Source organism: Rhodobacteraceae bacterium LMO-JJ12 (assembly GCA_021555075.1).
In the GTDB taxonomy this organism is placed as follows: domain Bacteria; phylum Pseudomonadota; class Alphaproteobacteria; order Rhodobacterales; family Rhodobacteraceae; genus JAKGBX01.
Genome location: JAKGBX010000001.1, coordinates 382,894 through 399,540 on the forward strand (window position 1 = coordinate 382,894; position 16,647 = coordinate 399,540).

The 16,647-nt window shown below is 58.2% G+C and carries 22 protein-coding genes; 12 read left to right on the forward strand and 10 right to left on the reverse strand.

The genetic code is table 11. From position 1 onward, the window contains the following. Nucleotides 1-35 precede the first annotated feature (35 nt). On the reverse strand, nt 36-455 hold the full coding sequence (locus LZG00_01865) for a helix-turn-helix domain-containing protein (protein MCF3592740.1): 420 nt from the start codon (nt 453-455) through the stop codon (nt 36-38). Between the two features lie 74 nt (nt 456-529). On the opposite strand from LZG00_01865, the gene LZG00_01870 reads away from it, so the two are divergent. From LZG00_01870 to merA, 4 genes are all read left to right on the forward strand, one after another. After that, on the forward strand, nt 530-934 hold the full coding sequence (locus LZG00_01870) for a mercury transporter MerT (protein ID MCF3592741.1): 405 nt from the start codon (nt 530-532) through the stop codon (nt 932-934). Nucleotides 935-945: 11 nt separating this feature from the next. Beyond that, nucleotides 946-1,242 carry a cation transporter gene (locus tag LZG00_01875; protein MCF3592742.1) on the forward strand — a complete coding sequence of 99 codons (297 nt, stop codon included), beginning with the start codon at nt 946-948 and terminating at the stop codon, nt 1,240-1,242. 251 nt (nt 1,243-1,493) lie between these two features. Continuing rightward, complete coding sequence (gene merF / locus LZG00_01880; protein MCF3592743.1) at nt 1,494-1,697, forward strand: mercury resistance system transport protein MerF; 204 nt, start codon at nt 1,494-1,496, stop codon at nt 1,695-1,697. 18 nt (nt 1,698-1,715) lie between these two features. Then, nucleotides 1,716-3,149 carry a mercury(II) reductase gene (merA, locus tag LZG00_01885; protein ID MCF3592744.1) on the forward strand — a complete coding sequence of 478 codons (1,434 nt, stop codon included), beginning with the start codon at nt 1,716-1,718 and terminating at the stop codon, nt 3,147-3,149. A 12-nt stretch (nt 3,150-3,161) separates the two neighbouring features. On the opposite strand, the gene LZG00_01890 is transcribed toward merA, so the two are convergent. The 3 genes from LZG00_01890 to LZG00_01900 all read right to left on the reverse strand — a co-directional run bounded on the left by LZG00_01890 (nt 3,162) and on the right by LZG00_01900 (nt 4,389). Further along, nucleotides 3,162-3,563 (reverse strand): hypothetical protein, encoded by a 402-nt coding sequence (locus tag LZG00_01890; GenBank protein MCF3592745.1) that lies wholly within the window; start codon nt 3,561-3,563, stop codon nt 3,162-3,164. A gap of 177 nt (nt 3,564-3,740) precedes the next feature. Further along, a complete protein-coding gene (locus LZG00_01895; protein ID MCF3592746.1) occupies nt 3,741-4,010 on the reverse strand; it encodes a hypothetical protein in 270 nt (89 codons plus the stop codon). Between the two features lie 13 nt (nt 4,011-4,023). Beyond that, complete coding sequence (locus LZG00_01900; GenBank protein MCF3592747.1) at nt 4,024-4,389, reverse strand: helix-turn-helix transcriptional regulator; 366 nt, start codon at nt 4,387-4,389, stop codon at nt 4,024-4,026. Nucleotides 4,390-4,815: 426 nt separating this feature from the next. Between LZG00_01900 and LZG00_01905 the strand changes: the two genes are divergently transcribed. From LZG00_01905 to LZG00_01915, 3 genes are all read left to right on the forward strand, one after another. Beyond that, a complete protein-coding gene (locus tag LZG00_01905; GenBank protein MCF3592748.1) occupies nt 4,816-5,853 on the forward strand; it encodes a site-specific integrase in 1,038 nt (345 codons plus the stop codon). A 200-nt stretch (nt 5,854-6,053) separates the two neighbouring features. Further along, nucleotides 6,054-6,929: a phosphoserine phosphatase SerB gene (serB, locus tag LZG00_01910; GenBank protein ID MCF3592749.1), complete on the forward strand. Its 876-nt coding sequence runs from the start codon at nt 6,054-6,056 to the stop codon at nt 6,927-6,929. Between the two features lie 188 nt (nt 6,930-7,117). Further along, nucleotides 7,118-7,951, forward strand: coding sequence for a 3-keto-5-aminohexanoate cleavage protein (locus LZG00_01915; GenBank protein MCF3592750.1), 834 nt, complete (start codon nt 7,118-7,120; stop codon nt 7,949-7,951). A 24-nt stretch (nt 7,952-7,975) separates the two neighbouring features. Here LZG00_01915 and LZG00_01920 read toward each other — a convergent pair whose 3' ends face one another. Together LZG00_01920 and rlmN are read right to left on the reverse strand one after the other, a co-directional pair. Beyond that, a complete protein-coding gene (locus LZG00_01920; GenBank protein ID MCF3592751.1) occupies nt 7,976-8,209 on the reverse strand; it encodes a hypothetical protein in 234 nt (77 codons plus the stop codon). A 340-nt stretch (nt 8,210-8,549) separates the two neighbouring features. After that, nucleotides 8,550-9,737 carry a 23S rRNA (adenine(2503)-C(2))-methyltransferase RlmN gene (gene rlmN, locus LZG00_01925; protein MCF3592752.1) on the reverse strand — a complete coding sequence of 396 codons (1,188 nt, stop codon included), beginning with the start codon at nt 9,735-9,737 and terminating at the stop codon, nt 8,550-8,552. 203 nt (nt 9,738-9,940) lie between these two features. Here rlmN and LZG00_01930 point away from each other — a divergent pair, with 203 nt between their 5' ends. Genes LZG00_01930 through LZG00_01940 form a run of 3 tightly spaced genes read left to right on the forward strand, consistent with a single transcriptional unit; the run spans nt 9,941 to nt 11,607 of the window. Next, a complete protein-coding gene (locus LZG00_01930; protein MCF3592753.1) occupies nt 9,941-10,366 on the forward strand; it encodes a hypothetical protein in 426 nt (141 codons plus the stop codon). A 1-nt stretch (nt 10,367) separates the two neighbouring features. Continuing rightward, nucleotides 10,368-10,898, forward strand: a complete 531-nt coding sequence (locus tag LZG00_01935) for a plastocyanin/azurin family copper-binding protein (protein MCF3592754.1) — start codon at nt 10,368-10,370, stop codon at nt 10,896-10,898. A 1-nt stretch (nt 10,899) separates the two neighbouring features. Next, nucleotides 10,900-11,607, forward strand: a complete 708-nt coding sequence (locus LZG00_01940) for an RNA polymerase sigma factor (GenBank protein ID MCF3592755.1) — start codon at nt 10,900-10,902, stop codon at nt 11,605-11,607. A gap of 30 nt (nt 11,608-11,637) precedes the next feature. On the opposite strand, the gene LZG00_01945 is transcribed toward LZG00_01940, so the two are convergent. Beyond that, nucleotides 11,638-12,165: an invasion associated locus B family protein gene (locus LZG00_01945; protein ID MCF3592756.1), complete on the reverse strand. Its 528-nt coding sequence runs from the start codon at nt 12,163-12,165 to the stop codon at nt 11,638-11,640. Nucleotides 12,166-12,344: 179 nt separating this feature from the next. Between LZG00_01945 and LZG00_01950 the strand changes: the two genes are divergently transcribed. After that, a complete protein-coding gene (locus LZG00_01950; protein MCF3592757.1) occupies nt 12,345-13,337 on the forward strand; it encodes an asparaginase in 993 nt (330 codons plus the stop codon). Between the two features lie 19 nt (nt 13,338-13,356). Here the strand turns inward: LZG00_01950 and LZG00_01955 are convergent, their stop codons facing one another. Further along, complete coding sequence (locus tag LZG00_01955; protein MCF3592758.1) at nt 13,357-13,671, reverse strand: hypothetical protein; 315 nt, start codon at nt 13,669-13,671, stop codon at nt 13,357-13,359. 266 nt (nt 13,672-13,937) lie between these two features. Then, nucleotides 13,938-14,780: a TIGR00730 family Rossman fold protein gene (locus LZG00_01960; protein ID MCF3592759.1), complete on the reverse strand. Its 843-nt coding sequence runs from the start codon at nt 14,778-14,780 to the stop codon at nt 13,938-13,940. 76 nt (nt 14,781-14,856) lie between these two features. Here LZG00_01960 and LZG00_01965 point away from each other — a divergent pair, with 76 nt between their 5' ends. After that, entirely contained in the window at nt 14,857-15,777 is a 921-nt protein-coding gene (locus tag LZG00_01965; protein ID MCF3592760.1) for a threonine/serine dehydratase, read from the forward strand. A gap of 56 nt (nt 15,778-15,833) precedes the next feature. Here LZG00_01965 and LZG00_01970 read toward each other — a convergent pair whose 3' ends face one another. Beyond that, nucleotides 15,834-16,502, reverse strand: coding sequence for a DUF1045 domain-containing protein (locus LZG00_01970; GenBank protein MCF3592761.1), 669 nt, complete (start codon nt 16,500-16,502; stop codon nt 15,834-15,836). Nucleotides 16,503-16,647 lie beyond the last annotated feature (145 nt).

Sequence of the window (16,647 nt, forward strand, 5' to 3'; positions counted from 1 at the left end):
GCTAAGCTTCGCTAAGCTGTAATGTAACACCAAATTTAACGCGCCTCGAACAATGTCTCTAGGATTGGACAGTCTGGCACATCGCCCTGGCTGCACTCTGCCGCCATGCCGACAAGGGCCTTTTCCAACTTTCGTAGTCCTTTGATCTTGTCACGCACAGAAGCCAAGTGCCCGATGGTCAATCCATGTACCTCGCCACAGGTAAAGTCTTGCCGGTCAACCATTTCCAGCAATTCGCGAATTTCATCAATGCTGAACCCAAGCTCTCGCGATGTCTTGATGAAGGAAAGCCGTTTGAGTTGATCATGATTGTACTGTCGGTTGCCGCCCGACGTGCGATCCGGTTGTGGCATCAGTTTGATACGCTCATAGTAGCGGATCGTTTCAATGTTCACACCTGTGCGTCTTGACATCTCGCCGATAGCATAGCCTCGCGTTTTTGTGATCTCAGGCATAAAAGAACCTCCTTGCATCTGTAGCCCCTACAGATCGCATGTTACACTCAGAAACCGAAATTGCGAGCACTTGAATGACTGACACAACAAACACTGACCTGAACAAACACGACCCTGAAAGCCGCAAGGCTCGCATGATTGCGGCGGGTGGCATTCTTGGAGCCCTTGCGGCTTCAACCTGCTGCATTGTTCCGTTGATCTTGTTCAGCCTTGGCGTATCGGGCGCATGGATTGGCAATTTGACGGCGCTTGAACCCTATAAACCGATCTTCATCGCAATCACGCTTGGGTTTCTCGGCTACGGCTACTGGATGGTCTACCGCAAACCCAAAGCCTGTGCGGATGGAGAGACTTGTGCAAGACCACTTCCCAATCGGCTGGTCAAATCCGCACTTTGGGCATCAACCATTCTCATCCTGATCGCGTTATTCTGGAATTGGATTGCGCCGGTTGTTGCCCCCATTCTTCTCGGTCTGTGAAAGGAACCACAATGAAACTCTACACACCCCTATTGGCCGTAATTGGCTTCATGGCCGTCACTCCTGTCTTCGCGGCTGAGCAGACAGTAACATTCTCGGTCCCAGGTATGACCTGTGCCAGCTGCCCATTCATTGTTGAATCGGCGATGAGTGGCGTCGAAGGTGTTATACAAGTGAGTGCCGATTCAGACTCTCGAACGGCCATTGTGGTCTTTGACGATGCTATCGCGACCGCAGAAACTATCGCGTCTGCGTCAAAGGCAGCCGGCTACGAAGCCGAGCTTGTGTCCAACGACAGCAATTCCTGAGCTTTAAATGAGAGATAGCTCAACAGGAGGTTTGCTGGCCTTCATCGTGACTGCCCCGGTTGTCGTCATCTGCTGTGGCGGAAAGGCAGCTCTGGTTGGAACTGCGCTTTTCGGAACCGCTGGTTTTCTATCTGGCGCCAATGTGCTGACCGCATCCCTCCTGGCAACACTTGGCGGAATCGCGTTTCTAGCAACACGATCCTTCATGCGGTTGCGCAGGCAAGATCGAGATTTCAGAGAGGGCGACCGAGGTGAACGACAGACTTCTTAAACTCGGCATCTTTGGCACGGTGATAGCCGCGCTGTGTTGCTTCACGCCAATTCTCGCTGTGCTTTTCGGGATTGTGGGGCTGTCGGCCGTAGTTGGCTATCTCGATTATGTCCTATTGCCCGCTCTCGCTGTGTTCGCGCTGATCACGATTTATGCTTTCATCCGCCGTGCGCGGAAAACCTGATACCGAAAGACCAAAAATATGTCCGACTGTTGTTCTTCGAATTCGGCAGATGCCGATACATTTGACCTCGCTGTTATTGGCGCTGGATCTGCTGGATTTTCAGCCGCGATCACGGCAGCCGAAGACGGTGCCCGCGTTGCGCTAGTTGGATATGGAACCATCGGCGGCACTTGTGTCAACGTCGGTTGCGTCCCGTCCAAGGCGATGATCCGCGCAGTGGAAACACTGCATTCAGCCAAAACCGCTGACCGGTTTGATGGTGTGGAAGCCACCGCAAAAGTGACCGATTGGGTGGCCCTGGTCGCCCAAAAGCAAGCCTTGGTGGATGATCTGCGGGCAGCAAAATACGTTGATGTTTTGCCAAACTATGAAAGTGTCAACTACATCGAAGGCCAGGCGCGTTTCGCAAGCGATGGCTCTCTAGAGGTCGGAGATCGCACCATTCGTGCACCAAAAATTATCATCGCAACGGGGTCTTCGCCACATGTGCCAGATATCCCCGGAGTGGATAAGGTCGATTGGCTGGACAGCACCTCAGCACTTGAACAGTCAGAGCTTCCCAAGTCACTCATGGTGATGGGTGGCGGCTACATCGGCGTTGAGATTGCTCAGATATTTGCCCGCGCAGGTGTTGACGTAACCATCGTGACACGTCGTGGTTTGTTGCCGGAGGCTGAACCCGAAGTCAGCGAAGCACTGACCCAAGCCTTTTCCGATGAAGGCATCAAAGTGCTGGATGGCCTTTCCTATGACCGGTTCGAGGCGTCATGTGGAAGCGTCACCCTTCACGCGGCACATAACGGCGTTGCCGTCACGATCGAGGCTGAAAAGCTCTTGCTGGCGACGGGTCGTGTGCCGAACACTAGCTCTTTGGCGCTCGATATTGCAGGAATAGACACGAATACACGTGGCGGTATCGTGGTCGATCCGCAAATGCGCAGCACACGCGACGGGGTGTATGCCACTGGCGATGTGACCGGTACCGACCAGTTCGTCTACATGGCGGCCTATGGCGCGAAACTGGCGGCGAAAAATGCTATGAACGGAAACACCCTGACCTATGATAATAGCGTAATGCCCGCTGTGGTTTTCTCTGATCCGCAAGTGGCCAGCGTTGGACTTACTGAGGCGCAAGCTACGTCTGCCGGACATGACGTGGTCACGTCCGTTTTGGGTTTGGAGCATGTACCGCGTGCCTTGGCAGCGCGAGATACGCGCGGCCTAATTAAGCTGGTCGCGGATAAGCACAGCAAGAAGCTATTGGGCGCGCACATCATCGCCCCGGAAGGCGCGGACAGCATTCAGACAGCAGCAATGGCGCTCAAGATGGGAATGACCTATGACGATCTAGGCGCGATGATCTTTCCCTACCTGACGACTGTCGAGGGGCTGAAACTGGCCGCGCAGACGTTCGAGAAGGATGTTGCCAAACTATCCTGCTGTGCGGGATAGGCAGCACTGGTCCTATTCTGTTAGGTTTTCCGTCCTCTCACCAAAGACAATTTCTCGACCGTCGGGAGCGACGGCTACGATTTCTCGACATCCGTAATCCTTGTTGGCAATTTGACCTTTGAGTATCGTACCGCGACTTTTGAAGTCGCTCAACAAACTTCCAATATCAACAACCCAAAAATATGCGGCCCATCCGCGTTTGCGAAATCCAAGTGATCGGCTGCAAGCAAGCATGATTGTTTGACCATCTCTATCCAACGTCACAAAGCTGGGGCCATTGCCAACTTCAGTACCGATTTCAAAACCAAGCTGATCAATAAAAAAATCCCGCATTGATCTTATCGTCCGGCTGTTCACCTGAAGCACGGCAGCCGTTCGCTGGATGCGCGCGGAGAATGTTTTTTTGCTCTTCATGTGTTGATCATAATGACACCAATCTCCCAAAACCAGTCTTTCGCTGCGACACAGAAAACAGGCAAGGTGGGCTCCTTTGAGACCTTCGCCGCACATTGCACGAAGGTCAGCTATGAAGGCGAAGGCCTAGCTGCAGGGCGGCGAGTTTGGGGTTGCGTCACCAGCTAGGTCCGCAAGTCATTCTTCATCATAAAAATAGAATTTACGGCGTGAAACATCGCTATTCGTGATGAGGATTTTCCAGAGTGTTTCGCCAACAAATGCAAGGATGGCTCCTGCGACAGCAAGGTGCAGCAAGAAGAGCGTATAGATGTCCCAGAAATTGCCTGTCTCTGAGCGATACGAGATGAAGCCTATGCTGCTAGCAACCAGAAGCAGGATGCCCATCAAGCGCAAGGAGTTGGCGAATTTATTGATCGGCGTGTTTGGGTCTTTCAGGTGCTTCATCGAGTTGTTCGCCTTATCCAATGGCTGAAAAGAACAGCTTTGCCTCGCTTCGCGGCGATGTGCCCTTTGAGAGGGATTGCTCAAAAATGTATCGGGTGAACTTTTGGATTTCTGCGCTGGAAAAGGACTTGTTGTTCGCATCAGCGTGTTCAAAAACTGCTTGTGCGGTTTCCCCGGCCAAGCGAGCTGATTGCTCGCTGTCGTGGACAGAATTTCCATAGACCAACCATATGAGGTTCTTGTCGAACTCTGCGCAGAATTTTACTGCGATCGAGAGCGGTAACTCCCGTTTTTCAAGTTCATAATTTTTGTAGGACTTGTCGGCGATCCCGAGTATCGCCGCGACCTTGCTTTGAGGATAGCCCAATTGGCTGCGCACGCTGAGCATCCTTTGGCCTATCCCGATCAACACAGTTGACATGCGGACAAATGTTCCCATATTTGGACTAACGTTACCCAATGCGACGTATTTTACCTATTCATACCACTATCTGGTAAAGAGGAAAGAACTATGGACGATTGTTCCCTGCTTACCCCAAGAGAACTGGCCGCTCAGACTGGTTGGCCTGAGAAGCGGATCAGGAAATTGATCTCGACGAGAAGTATTAGGTTCTTAAGAAATGGGGCTAATTTTCTCCTGCCTCAGAACGCCATTCATGACTACATCGCTCGAAATATGGTCGAACCATGCCAAGCGGAGGCAGAAGATGAGTGACATTTTGCCATCATACACGACGCCGCGTGCTCTCGCGAAGCGTCTTACTGCTTCTCCAAGATTCGTATCGGACACTGTTCGTGAACTCGGATGCTTTTGCAAAATTGGTCAGAAAGTCATTATGCTGGATCATCACGTGGTCACGTTTATGGAGGCGATGGAATGCCGCTCAAAGTCTTCAAACGGAACAAGCTCTATAGCTACAGGGGCACAGTTGCCGGTAGGCGACTACGAGGCCCTACGGGAACAGCGGACAAAAGGGTCGCCGAGAGGATCGCAGCCGAAGTCGAAGCAAAGGCGTGGCAAAGTCATCTTGATGGACCGGGCGCAACGCTGACATTTGCCCAAGCCGCAATCGCCTATAGGCAGGCAGCGCGTGATGACCGGTTTCTTGATCGCGTTGAGGACTATTGGAAGGACACGCTTGTCCCAAAGATCACAGGCGAGGCTATCCGCCAAATGGCCCGTAAATTGTATCCTGGCGCGGCCAATGCCACTTTGAACCGTCAAGGCATAGTACCGGCGCAAGCGATCATCAACTATGCAGCGGATTTGGAATGGTGCGCACGGATCAGGGTCAAACGGTTCAAGGTCAATGCCAAGAGAAAGATCCCTGCAACACGAGGATGGGTAGATGCTTTCGCACAGCAAGCAGTACAAGATGAGCTACACCACTTGGCTGCGTTGTGCCTGTTTATGTTTGGCACGGGAGCGCGACGTGGCGAGGCCTGTGCAATGACTTGGGGCGACGTCGAGCTGTTTCAGAAGAAGGCCGTGATAAATCAAACCAAAATTGATGACCAACGCGTCGCGCACCTGTCTCCGCCAGTCATCGCGGCATTGGCGAACATTCCTTCGAACCGCAAACCTGACAGTCTGGTGTTTCAGTATGCCTCTGGCGAAAGCGTGGGGCAGGTCTGGAACAACGTCATTGAGAGAGCGGGCATCGAAAAGCTTTCGCCCCACTGTTGCCGCCACGGATTTGCAACTTCGATGCTGCAGGCAGGGATAGACCCAAAGACTGTTGCGGTACGCGGCGGCTGGAAAGACGTTGGAACAGTTATGAAATTCTATGCCCACGCGATGGACGATCCGACCGTGACGGATGTGCTTTTTGGCACAAAATAGACACAAGCCGAAAGCGCAAAGCGATCAACTAACTGAAAATAAAAGGAAATATAACAATGACTTGGACCCTTCGTTGGGGAAGGGTGTCCCACTGCGGCACTTACGGACGCGCGAGGACTTTCGCAAGTGCAGAAATGTCGGTAGAGAGCGCTGATCGGCCGGTATCTGGCGGAAAATGTCTACAATCGGAAACTTTGCATATGTTTATCGTGACGCTTTTATCCTCTCCTGCCGCGCCATCATTGGACCCGGCGCTTGTTGCCAATCTGCGCAATGCCTGGGGTGGGGGGGATGCCAACTGGCTTTCGGTGGATGAGGCGGCGGAGTTTGGCTTGGCTGAGCGGCCTGGAAACTTCTGGGATGTGTGGGACGACGTGCAGGCCTTGGGGGTGGATATGGTGATTCAGCCCGCAGCGGGACGGAAAAAGAAAATGCTGCTGGCCGATATGGACAGCACAATGATCGAGCAGGAATGTATCGACGAGTTGGCCGATGCTGCGGGAGTGGGCGAGCGCGTGAAAGAGATCACGGCGCGGGCGATGAATGGCGAGCTGGATTTTGAGGGCGCGCTGATTGAGCGGGTGGGGCTGCTTAAAGGGTTGGACGCCGGGATCATCGGTGAAGTTCTGGCAAGCCGGATTACGTTGATGCCGGGGGCGCGCGAGTTGGTGGCAACGATGCGCGGCAACGGGGCTTATGCGGCGCTGGTGTCGGGCGGGTTTACCGCGTTTACCGCGAAGATTGCAGGTGAGTTGGGGTTTGATGAGAACCGGGCCAATACGCTGTTGATCGAGGGGGGCAAGCTTGTTGGCGATGTGGCGCGCCCGATCCTTGGGCGGGAGGCGAAAGTGCGCGCGCTGGAAGAGATCACGGCGAGGCTGGGAATTGGCGAGGCGGATGTCATGGCTGTGGGGGATGGCGCCAATGATCTCGGTATGCTCGGGCGGGCCGGTGCGGGGGTGGCGCTGCATGCCAAGCCGAGCGTGGCGGCCGAGTGCGATATCCGGGTGAATTTCGGCGATCTGAGTGCGCTATTGTTCTTGCAGGGATATGCGCGGGCGGATTTCCTGAGCTGAGCCGGGGAGATGGGCAAGGAGGCCCGCCGTATGGGTTCGTGTGGCGGGCGGTGGTTTTATCTTTTCAGCGTTGGGTTTAGTCTTGAAGGCAGGAGCGGGGACCAGCCCCCACACCCAGCACCAAGTGGGGGCCAGCCCCCACACCCCCGGGATATTTCGGGCAAGATGAAGAATTGGGAGAATTCGTGATGGGCAAGCCTTGTATCATCTGTGTGGCGATCACCGGCAGCGTGCCGACCAAGGCGGACAATCCGGCGGTGCCGATTACCGTGGACGAGCAGGTTGAGAGCACGCAGGCTTCGTTTGAGGCGGGTGCGAGCATTGCGCATTGCCACGTGCGCAATGATGACGGCACGGTGACGTCTGACCCCGAGCGGTTTGCGCGGCTCAAGGAGGGGTTGGAGAAGCATTGCCCCGGTATGATCATTCAGTTCTCGACCGGGGGCCGGTCGGGCGCGGGGGCGGCACGGGGGGCGATGTTGCCGCTTGGGCCGGATATGGCGAGCCTGTCTGTCGGGTCGAATAATTTTCCGACGCGGGTTTATGAGAATCCGCCCGATCTGGTCGCGTGGCTGGCCGAGGAAATGCGCACATACAATGTGAAACCGGAGATCGAGGCGTTCGATCTGAGCCATATTCATCAGGCTGTGCGGCTCAACCGTGAAGGGGTGATCGCGGGCAAGCTCTATGTGCAGTTCGTGATGGGGGTGAAGAATGCGATGCCCGCGGACCGCGATGTGTTTGATTATTACGTGCGCACGATGGAACGGCTGGCCCCCGAGGCGCAATGGTGTGCGGCCGGGATCGGGCGGCATCAGGTCGAGGTGAACGAGTGGGCGATTGCCGCCGGGGGGCATACGCGCACCGGTCTTGAGGATAACATCCGGCTGGATCGCAACCATCTGGCGCCGTCGAACGCGGCGCTGGTGGCGCGGGCGGTCGAGATTTGCGCGCGGTATGATCGCCCTGTGGCGACGGCAGCTCAGGCGCGTGAAATCCTGGAGCTGCGGCCGATCGGCTAGGCGGGCGTCAAAGGCTGCGTGATTTTACGCAGTGTAGAGACGGTCGACGTCCTGTTGTTGCTTTTCGGGCAAGGAGCAGATGTCATTGCCTTTGAGAAGCGACGTAATCATGCGGCCCGCATTGGTGTCTCGGATGGCAAAACCATAGCCGCGCAGGCGGAATTTCCATTCGCGTTCGCTCAGCGACATGGTGCGCTCGCGCAGGACAATATCGCAGACCTTGGCGGTCATTTCGGGGTTGATCGCTTCATGTTTCATCTTTGCTGCCTCACTGGAAACCTACTGTTGATGAATTGAGGATGATGTGGGCGGAAGGCGAGGGTTTGTCGCGATTTGGGAATAATTGCGAAGCTCGGCAGGGGGGCGGCCCGGATTATGCCGTATTTTGTCAGGCGGATGATCGCAGCAAAGTAGCCCGGCCTCTTGAGGCGGATGCCGGGCCGTTTGGCGGTGCGCATGAGAGTGAGGCACGGCACCTGGGCGACACCGTCGGCGTGTATTTTGCGAAGGCAAGCCGGAGCGCCGGACGCCAAACAACCTTGCGCGCGAGGGGTGCTGAACTGGCACCCGCCGGGGCCGGATTGCGCGTTGTGAGGTGTTAGAGCCCGGTTTCGGCGGCGATCTGGGCGCGGGATTTGCGCTCACGCTCGGTGGCTGATTTCAACTGGCCACAAGCGGCCATGATGTCTTCGCCGCGCGGCTTGCGGACCGGCGAGGCATAGCCGGCGTTGTAGATGATATCGGAGAAGGCGCGGATCCGGTTGTTGGACGAGCGTTTATAGGGCGCGCCGGGCCATTCATTGAACGGGATCAGATTGATCTTGGCCGGGATGCCTTCGATCAGTTTGACGAGGCGGCGGGCGTCTTCATCGGAATCGTTCACGCCATCGAGCATGACATATTCAAAGGTGATGCGCTCGGAATTGCTGACCTTGGGATAGTTGCGCAGCGCGTCGAGCAGAACGACCAGCGGCCAGCGTTTGTTGATCGGAACCAGCTTGTCGCGCACATCGTCGGTGGTGGCGTGGAAGGAAATGGCAAGCTGGCAGCCGATTTCTTCGGCCGTGCGCGCGATTTCGGGGACGACGCCCGAGGTTGACAGGGTAATGCGGCGGCGCGAGAGCGAAATGCCCTCCGGGTCCATCGCGATCTTCATGGCGTCACGGACGTTCTCGAAGTTGTAGAGTGGCTCGCCCATGCCCATCAAAACGATGTTGGAGAGCAGGCGCGGGCGGGAATCAGAGCCTTCGCCGGGTTCGGGCCACTCATCGAGATCGTCGCGCGCGACCATGACCTGGCCGATGATTTCACCCGCCGTCAGGTTGCGCACCAGCTTTTGCGTGCCAGTGTGGCAGAAGGTGCAGGTGAGCGTGCAGCCGACCTGTGAGGAAATGCAAAGCGTGCCGCGATCCTCTTCGGGGATATAGACCACCTCGACCTCGTGACCGCCCGCGATACGGACGAGGTATTTGCGCGTGCCATCTTCGGAGACCTGTTTGGTGACCACTTCGGGGCGCTCGACCACGAAATGTTCGGCCAGATCGGTGCGATAGGGTTTGGCAAGGTTGGTCATCACGCTGAAGTCAGCTTCGCCCTTTTGATAGATCCACTGCCAAAGCTGACTTGCGCGCATCCTGGCCTGTTTTTCGGGTGTGCCTTTTTCGATCAGAACATCGCGCAATTGATCGCGCGTCAGGCCGACAAGGTTGATCCGGCCATCGGCACGGACAGGCCGCAGGCGCGGCAGGGTTTTCACATCGGGTGTGACGGGGGTTTGATCAGACATTGCGCGGTTCCTGAGGTCTAATGCGCCTATATAGGAGATTCGCGAGGTTTTGCAAAAAGTCCCTTTGCAGAATTGGCGTGGCCGTGCCGAGCGGGAAACACAAAAACTTTGATGATTTCGGGAACCTTTCCGCGCGCGCAGCATCCAATGGGTCAGACATGCAGAGAAAAGCGTGTCGTGAACCTGTTGAAAAGGAACATCTGATGACTCGATTTTTTGCCACCATCGCTGCGCTGGGCTGCTTTGGCGCGACGGAAGTTTATGCCCACGGGCCTGTCGATGCCGTTGCGGTCAATCCGCCCGAGGCGCCATATCAGAGGGTGGGCGATCTGGTTCCGTTGCCCGCGTTTATCCCGGGATTGGGCGAGCTTTTTGTTGATCCTGCCACTCTGCCCGCCGGGCCGTTCGTGGCCTATGATCACGATGGCAAGGTGGTCAGCACGATTTACATGATCCCGATTGCCGATATGAACCCGGACAAGAGCTTTGACAATCTCGCGGTGCCGGGTGGCACGGTGGATCATGTCGATATCTATTACAACGCAGGTCATCCCGGTGTGGATGTGCCGCATGCGCATATCGTGCTTTGGCATGTTTCGCCCGGCGATGAAGCACGCGTGGCCGAGTGACATGCGACGCCGGAAATTTCTGATGGGGAGCGGTGGCTTGGCCACCGCCTTCTCGCTCGCACCCGGGCTGGCCTTTGGCGGTGCGGATGTCGAGATCACGATGTCGGGGCGCAAGGACGGCTCTAAGGTCTGGTTCGATCCCGTTGGCATTTTGGTTGAACCGGGGCAGACGATCCGCTGGACCAATAAGGACAAGGGCAATGCACATACCGCGACGGCCTATCACCCCGATAATTTTGACCGGCCACGTCGAATTCCCGCGGGCGGCGCAGCGTTTGACAGCGACTTCCTGATGCCGGGTGAAAGCTATGAAGTGACGCTGACCCAAGCGGGGGTCTATGACTATTATTGTTTGCCGCACGAGATGGCGGGCATGGTCGGGCGCATCGTTGTCGCTGCGCCGGGTCAGACCGGGTTTCTGGCCGGATTTCAGGGATATGACGCCGGAGATCTGCCGCGGGCCGCGCGAGACGCATTTCCGAACATTGCGGGGATTCTTGCGCATGGTAAGCTGCGATATGAGGAGGGCTGAGATGAAAGCGAAGCTGTCTGTGGTTCCGGTTTCCTATGAGGAGATGGCGGAAAAGGAGTTGATCGCGCATGCGCGTGCCAGGGAGGAAGGGGCCGTTCGCGAGTTGATCGCGCGCTGTAACCAGCAGCTGTTTCGCGTGGCGCGCGGTATTCTCGGCAATGACACCGATGCGGAAGATGCCGTGCAAGCGGCTTATGTCGCCGGGTTTACGCGGATCGATAGTTTTCGCGGCGAGTCCGGATTTGTCACATGGATGACCCGCATCACGATGAACGAAGCTTTTGCCAGCCTGCGTCAAAAGCGACGTGTCGTGAGCCTTGCCGAGTATCGTGATGGCAATGAGCACGTCGCAGAAGGAGAGCCGACAGTTATGATGACGCCACCTCCGAGCAGCCCCGAGGCCGAATTGGGACGAAGCGAAGTGCGTGACTTTCTCGAACGCGCCGTGGATTCATTACCCGAGCCATTCCGGCTCGCTTATGTGTTGCGCGACGTGCAGGAGATGAGCACGGGCGAGGTTGCGGATATTCTTGGCATCAATCCGATTACCGTCAAGACGCGGCTGTTTCGCGCGCGGCGCCTGCTGCGGGCAGAATTCGCGCGAAGTTTTTCACAGGAGTTCTCGGGGATCTTTCCGTTTGACGGTGCGCGATGTGTCGGGATGGCAGATCGCGTGGTCAGTGTCTTGCGCGAACGGCGCCCGCGCTGAGCGGGCTACCGTGGGGTTCAGGCTGCGAGGTTACTTGCAGCGTTTCTCGGCGTCTTCCACCGCGGCGGTGAAGCCCGACAGTGAGAAGGTGTCCTTGGTGGTGGTGCCACGCCCCGAACGCCCGGTCAGAACTGCTTCTGCGCCGCGTTTCATCGCGGTGAGGATCTTGGTGTCGTCAGAGGGCGAGGCGGGCCAGGCCCATTCGCCTTCGGTGAACAGCTCAAAACTGTTACCATCAACCGTGATGTTCACTGTTGATCCGGATGCAAAGGGATAGCCACCAGTAAAGGTGATCTGACCCGCAACACCGGCATCAGGGCGAAAGAACGCCATCAGCAGAATATCCGAACGTTTCACGGCAACGACGCGACCGCCCTTGGTGTTGACCGTTTCCTTGGGTGAGGACACAGCCCAGCATTCGCGGGGGCTTTTGTCTTCGAATACTGACCAGTCGGTCTTGGCGGCGACCTGATTGGTGCTTGTTTCTTGTGCAGATATAGGAAACGCAGCCAGCGCCGCGAGGGCCCCAGCCAATACGAGCGCGTGACGTGATACCATTCTACAGCCTCCAGCTGTCATCTTGCCTCAATCCTTGACCCGACTCCGCGGGCTTTCGCCACCCTTATGTATAGGTGGGGTCGAAATTACCATCTAACATTGCAACAATAGCCCGAACAGCGCCATTGGCGAAAGAGCAATTGGCGGATTTTCGCGGAAACTTGAAGAGGACGGATGGGATGGCAGGACCGGTAGAGATGGCGCAGGTGTGGCGCGGTGATTTTCTGGAGTGTGTTCATATGGGACATGCGGTGGTGTGCGACGCGTCCGGGGCGGTGGTGAAGGCCTGGGGCGATCCCGATCTGGTGGTGCTGCCGCGCTCGTCCTCAAAGATGATTCAGGCGTTGCCGCTGGTGGAAAGCGGGGCGGCGGATGCGGCGGATCTGGGCTCTGAACACCTGGCGCTGGCCTGTGCATCGCACAACGGGGCGACGATTCATGTCGAGCGGGTCAAGGCGTGGCTGGCTGCGCGCGGGCTGGGTGATGATGACTTGCGCTGTGGCGGGCATATTCCGAATGACCCCGAACAGGCCAAATGCATCATCTGCGGCACAGGCAAGCCGGATCAGGTGCACAACAACTGTTCGGGCAAACATGCGGGTTTCCTGACGCTGGGGCAGCATCTTGGCGCCGGTCCTGACTATGTGGCGCCGGATCATCCGGTGCAAAAGGCGGTGCTGGACGCGTTCGAATCTGTCACCGGCGAAACCAGCCCCGGCTTTGGCATCGACGGGTGCTCGGCGCCGAATTTCGCCTGCTCGCTGGCCGGTATGGCGCGGGCGATGGCGTGGTTTGCGCGCGCAGGCGAAGGCAACCTGCGCGAGCGCGCAGCACAGCGCTTGCGTCAGGCCATGATGGCCCACCCGGCGCTGGTCGCGGGTGAGGGGCGGGCCTGCACCGAATTGATGCGCGCCACCGAAGGGCGCGTGGCGCTCAAGACCGGGGCCGAGGGCTACTTCATCGCGATCCTGCCGGAACAGGGATTGGGTGTTGCGCTTAAAATGATGGATGGCCAGACGCGCGGCGCCGAAAGCGCGATTGCCTCGATCCTGATCGAACTTGGCGCGCTCGACCCGGTGCATCCCATGGCGCAGAGGTTCCGCAATGCGGTGATATCCAACTGTCGTGGCATCGCGGCGGCCGAGGTGCGTCCGGGGGGTGCCTTTGCCTGAGACGGCGCAACCGCAACCGCTACATCTCTATCGCTTCGGCCACTTCCACAGTTCCGCCGCCGCCTTCAAGTATCGGACAACCCTTGGCGATCTTGCAGGCTGCGTCGATATCGGCGGCCCTGACTAGGGTGTAACCTGAGACCGGGTTTGCCCCTCCGTTGTCTTCTACACCGTTGGCGGTCACGGTTTTGGACATGCCTGCCGGGGCGCCGCCATCGATCAGGTCATCGCCGATTCCCTGCATCCAGGCGGTCCAGGCCGCCATGGCCTTTTCGCCTTCTTCCGGTGTCTCGGGGCGCCCGCCGCCGTGAAATATGAACATGAAATTAGGCATTCAATTACTCCCTTTGTGAAATCTATCGATCGAGTAGGCCGTGCCGGAGCTTGGCGCGAATTCGTTGACCCTGCCGACAGGCGATCTGCCCTGCCGCATCAGTATTGGCACCAGAAGTCAGGCGCGAAGCCGTAGCCCAGGAGGCAAACGGCTTGTGCCGCACGGGCACAGGCCATCGTCGCGCATTTCAACGTCTAATGCACATGAAAAATATACGTTAAGGCGAAACGCCGCCCACAAGATCAATGTCGCCAGCCAGAACGCCCCTACCGGCCCGGGATATCGTCGCGCGGTGGGGCGGGATCGAAATGTTCGATGATATCCATCGCCTCTTCAGCGGTCTCTACAAAGCGGAAGAGGTCGAGATCTTCGGCCGAGATCGTGCCGGCATCGGCCAGCGCTTCCCAATTGATGATCTTTTCCCAGAATTCCCGTCCGAACAGCAAGAACGGCACGCGTTTCATCCGACCGGTCTGAATCAGCGTCAGTGATTCAAATGTCTCATCAAGCGTGCCAAAGCCGCCGGGAAACACACAGATCGCCCGCGCCCGCATCAGGAAATGCATCTTGCGGATGGCGAAATAGTGGAAGTTGAAGCACAGATCCGGCGTGACATATTCGTTGGGTGCCTGTTCGTGGGGCAACACGATGTTGAGCCCGATCGAGGCACCGCCCGCCTCCATGGCGCCGCGGTTCCCGGCCTCCATCACGCCCGGTCCGCCGCCGGTGCAGATCACGAATTCGCGGCCATAGGTCTCAAGCGACTTTTGCGTCATCGCCTTGGCGAATTCGCGTGCGACATCATAAAACGCCGATAGCTCGGCCAAGGTCTTGGTGCGCGCGGTGTCTTTTCTGGCCGGTTCCGGTATGCGGGCGCCACCAAACAGCACGATGGTCGATTCAATCCCGCGCTCGTCAAGAATCATCTGCGGTTTCAGCAATTCGAGCTGCAACCGCACCGGGCGCAACTCGTCGCGCAACAGGAACTCGTCATCGGCAAAGGCAAGCCGATAGGCTGGCGCGCGGGTCTGCGGCGTGTCGGGCACTTCTTTGGCGGTGCTGCGATCGGTGCCGGCATCACGGAAAGGGCTGAGGCGGTCGTCGTTCATATGGGTTTCCCTGCTTGCGCGTTTTTTTCACGCCTATAGGGTTCGGGATCACATTTCCAGAGACGGGGGCATCACGATGGAATGGAAAACGGCGATAGCGGCAGCGCGGGCACGGATTGCGCCGCATGTGGTCAAAACGCCGGTGCTTCGGGTGGCGGGCTTCTCGCTGAGCTATCCGCTGGAAATGAAGCTTGAACAGATGCAGCATACCGGCAGCTTCAAAGCGCGCGGCGCGTTCAACACATTGCTCAGCGGGCCGGTGCCGCAGGCGGGTCTCGTGGCGGCGTCGGGCGGCAACCACGGCGCGGCGGTGGCCTATGCGGCGCGCGCACTGGGGCATACGGCGCATATCTTCGTGCCGGAAATGGCAGGGCCTGCGAAAATCGCGCTGATCGAAGATTGCGGTGCGCAGTTGACGGTTGTGAAGGGGGAATATGCCAATGCGCTGGCCGAGGCGCAGGACTATGAAGAGGCCAGCGGTGCGATGCAGATCCATGCCTATGACGCCCCCGCCACGGTGGCGGGGCAGGGCAGTTGCATGGCGGAATGGGAGGCGCAGGGGCTGGAGGCCGACACGGTGTTGATCGCGGTGGGTGGTGGCGGGCTGATTGCGGGCGCGCTGGGCTGGCTTCAGGGGGCGCGCAAGGTTGTGGCGGTTGAGCCCGAGACCTCCTGCGCGCTCAACGCGGCGCTAAAGGCGGGCGCGCCCGTGGATGTAGAGGTGTCGGGCGTTGCCGCCAATGCGCTGGGCGCGCGGCGGATCGGTGATATCTGCTTTGGTTTGGCGCAGGCGCATCTGGGGCAATCGGTTCTGGTCACGGATGACGCCATACTGGCCGCGCGAACCGCGCTTTGGCGCGAGCGGCGCCAGTTGGTGGAACCCGCCGGAGCCACCGCTCTCGCCGCGTTGATGAGCGGCGCATACCAGCCTGAACCGGGCGAGCGGGTGGCGGTTCTGATCTGCGGCGCGAATGTTGCGCCGGATCCGCTGGCGTGAAGTGACGGTCGCGGGCGCATCTATGCCCGGACGATTGCCAAGGCTCTCGCCACGCTTCAGCCGGTAAGGCGATAGCGGCGGATCAATTCAAACCGCCCATCCTGACGCTCTCCCGCCAGGGCGATTTCGTCTATCACGAAGGGCGTCGGCAAGGGCGGCAAATATGCCTTCAGCGTTTCGCACCAACGTTCGCGCGCCTTGGGGGCAAGCCTGCCTGTCAGCGTCAGATGGAAATCGAATTCGTCCAACACATAAGGATACCCCCAACGGGTCAGCAGAGCATCTTGACGCTCGGATAGCCTGACGCGGCGGCGGGCAAGGTCAGCCGCGCTCGCTTCGGCGCGAAACGGGTCGATATCGACCACGCACTGGGCCGCGATGCGGGCGATCCCTGCGACCTCACCCACCGGCGTCAGCGCAAGGAAGCTGCCCAAACGACCGATCTGCAACCCCTCACAACGCGCGGGCGCACAGCTCGTGGCCATCTGCGCCACAGCCTCGGCCAGATCGCCCGCGCTGTGTGGGTCTTTCAGCCGGAAGGGCGGTTTCAGAGTGGCATGGAAGCCATATTTGCGCGCTGTGGCCGTGACGTCATCAAGTTCCGGCACGCTGAACTGATCTGTCGGCTGGCCCAATGCCACGTTCCAGCCAAGCCAGGCCGCTCCGAACGCCGCCAAATCGCCCTCGGGCGGCAGATAGTAAAGCGCGAAACGCGTGTAGGACATGAACTTCCCCTTCCTGCCGACCACTTTACCAGACCCACAGGCACGTTCCATGTCAGATGACGCCCGCCGCGCCAATGCCCGGCCGGCTTTGGTGGTCCGCTTTCTGATCGGTTGCGCGCGTCGAAAGCGAAACCAGCGGCGCGAT

What these genes read in the sequence shown, in the direction of transcription:
- LZG00_01865 (MCF3592740.1), bottom strand. Translation starts at nt 455, where the DNA reads ATGCCTGAGATCACAAAAACGCGAGGCTATGCTATCGGCGAGATGTCA.
- LZG00_01870 (MCF3592741.1), top strand. Translation starts at nt 530, where the DNA reads ATGACTGACACAACAAACACTGACCTGAACAAACACGACCCTGAAAGC.
- LZG00_01875 (MCF3592742.1), top strand. Translation starts at nt 946, where the DNA reads ATGAAACTCTACACACCCCTATTGGCCGTAATTGGCTTCATGGCCGTC.
- merA (MCF3592744.1), top strand. Translation starts at nt 1,716, where the DNA reads ATGTCCGACTGTTGTTCTTCGAATTCGGCAGATGCCGATACATTTGAC.
- LZG00_01890 (MCF3592745.1), bottom strand. Translation starts at nt 3,563, where the DNA reads ATGAAGAGCAAAAAAACATTCTCCGCGCGCATCCAGCGAACGGCTGCC.
- LZG00_01895 (MCF3592746.1), bottom strand. Translation starts at nt 4,010, where the DNA reads ATGAAGCACCTGAAAGACCCAAACACGCCGATCAATAAATTCGCCAAC.
- LZG00_01905 (MCF3592748.1), top strand. Translation starts at nt 4,816, where the DNA reads ATGCTTTTGCAAAATTGGTCAGAAAGTCATTATGCTGGATCATCACGT.
- serB (MCF3592749.1), top strand. Translation starts at nt 6,054, where the DNA reads ATGTTTATCGTGACGCTTTTATCCTCTCCTGCCGCGCCATCATTGGAC.
- LZG00_01915 (MCF3592750.1), top strand. Translation starts at nt 7,118, where the DNA reads ATGGGCAAGCCTTGTATCATCTGTGTGGCGATCACCGGCAGCGTGCCG.
- LZG00_01920 (MCF3592751.1), bottom strand. Translation starts at nt 8,209, where the DNA reads ATGAAACATGAAGCGATCAACCCCGAAATGACCGCCAAGGTCTGCGAT.
- rlmN (MCF3592752.1), bottom strand. Translation starts at nt 9,737, where the DNA reads ATGTCTGATCAAACCCCCGTCACACCCGATGTGAAAACCCTGCCGCGC.
- LZG00_01930 (MCF3592753.1), top strand. Translation starts at nt 9,941, where the DNA reads ATGACTCGATTTTTTGCCACCATCGCTGCGCTGGGCTGCTTTGGCGCG.
- LZG00_01935 (MCF3592754.1), top strand. Translation starts at nt 10,368, where the DNA reads ATGCGACGCCGGAAATTTCTGATGGGGAGCGGTGGCTTGGCCACCGCC.
- LZG00_01940 (MCF3592755.1), top strand. Translation starts at nt 10,900, where the DNA reads ATGAAAGCGAAGCTGTCTGTGGTTCCGGTTTCCTATGAGGAGATGGCG.
- LZG00_01945 (MCF3592756.1), bottom strand. Translation starts at nt 12,165, where the DNA reads ATGGTATCACGTCACGCGCTCGTATTGGCTGGGGCCCTCGCGGCGCTG.
- LZG00_01950 (MCF3592757.1), top strand. Translation starts at nt 12,345, where the DNA reads ATGGCAGGACCGGTAGAGATGGCGCAGGTGTGGCGCGGTGATTTTCTG.
- LZG00_01955 (MCF3592758.1), bottom strand. Translation starts at nt 13,671, where the DNA reads ATGCCTAATTTCATGTTCATATTTCACGGCGGCGGGCGCCCCGAGACA.
- LZG00_01960 (MCF3592759.1), bottom strand. Translation starts at nt 14,780, where the DNA reads ATGAACGACGACCGCCTCAGCCCTTTCCGTGATGCCGGCACCGATCGC.
- LZG00_01965 (MCF3592760.1), top strand. Translation starts at nt 14,857, where the DNA reads ATGGAATGGAAAACGGCGATAGCGGCAGCGCGGGCACGGATTGCGCCG.
- LZG00_01970 (MCF3592761.1), bottom strand. Translation starts at nt 16,502, where the DNA reads ATGTCCTACACGCGTTTCGCGCTTTACTATCTGCCGCCCGAGGGCGAT.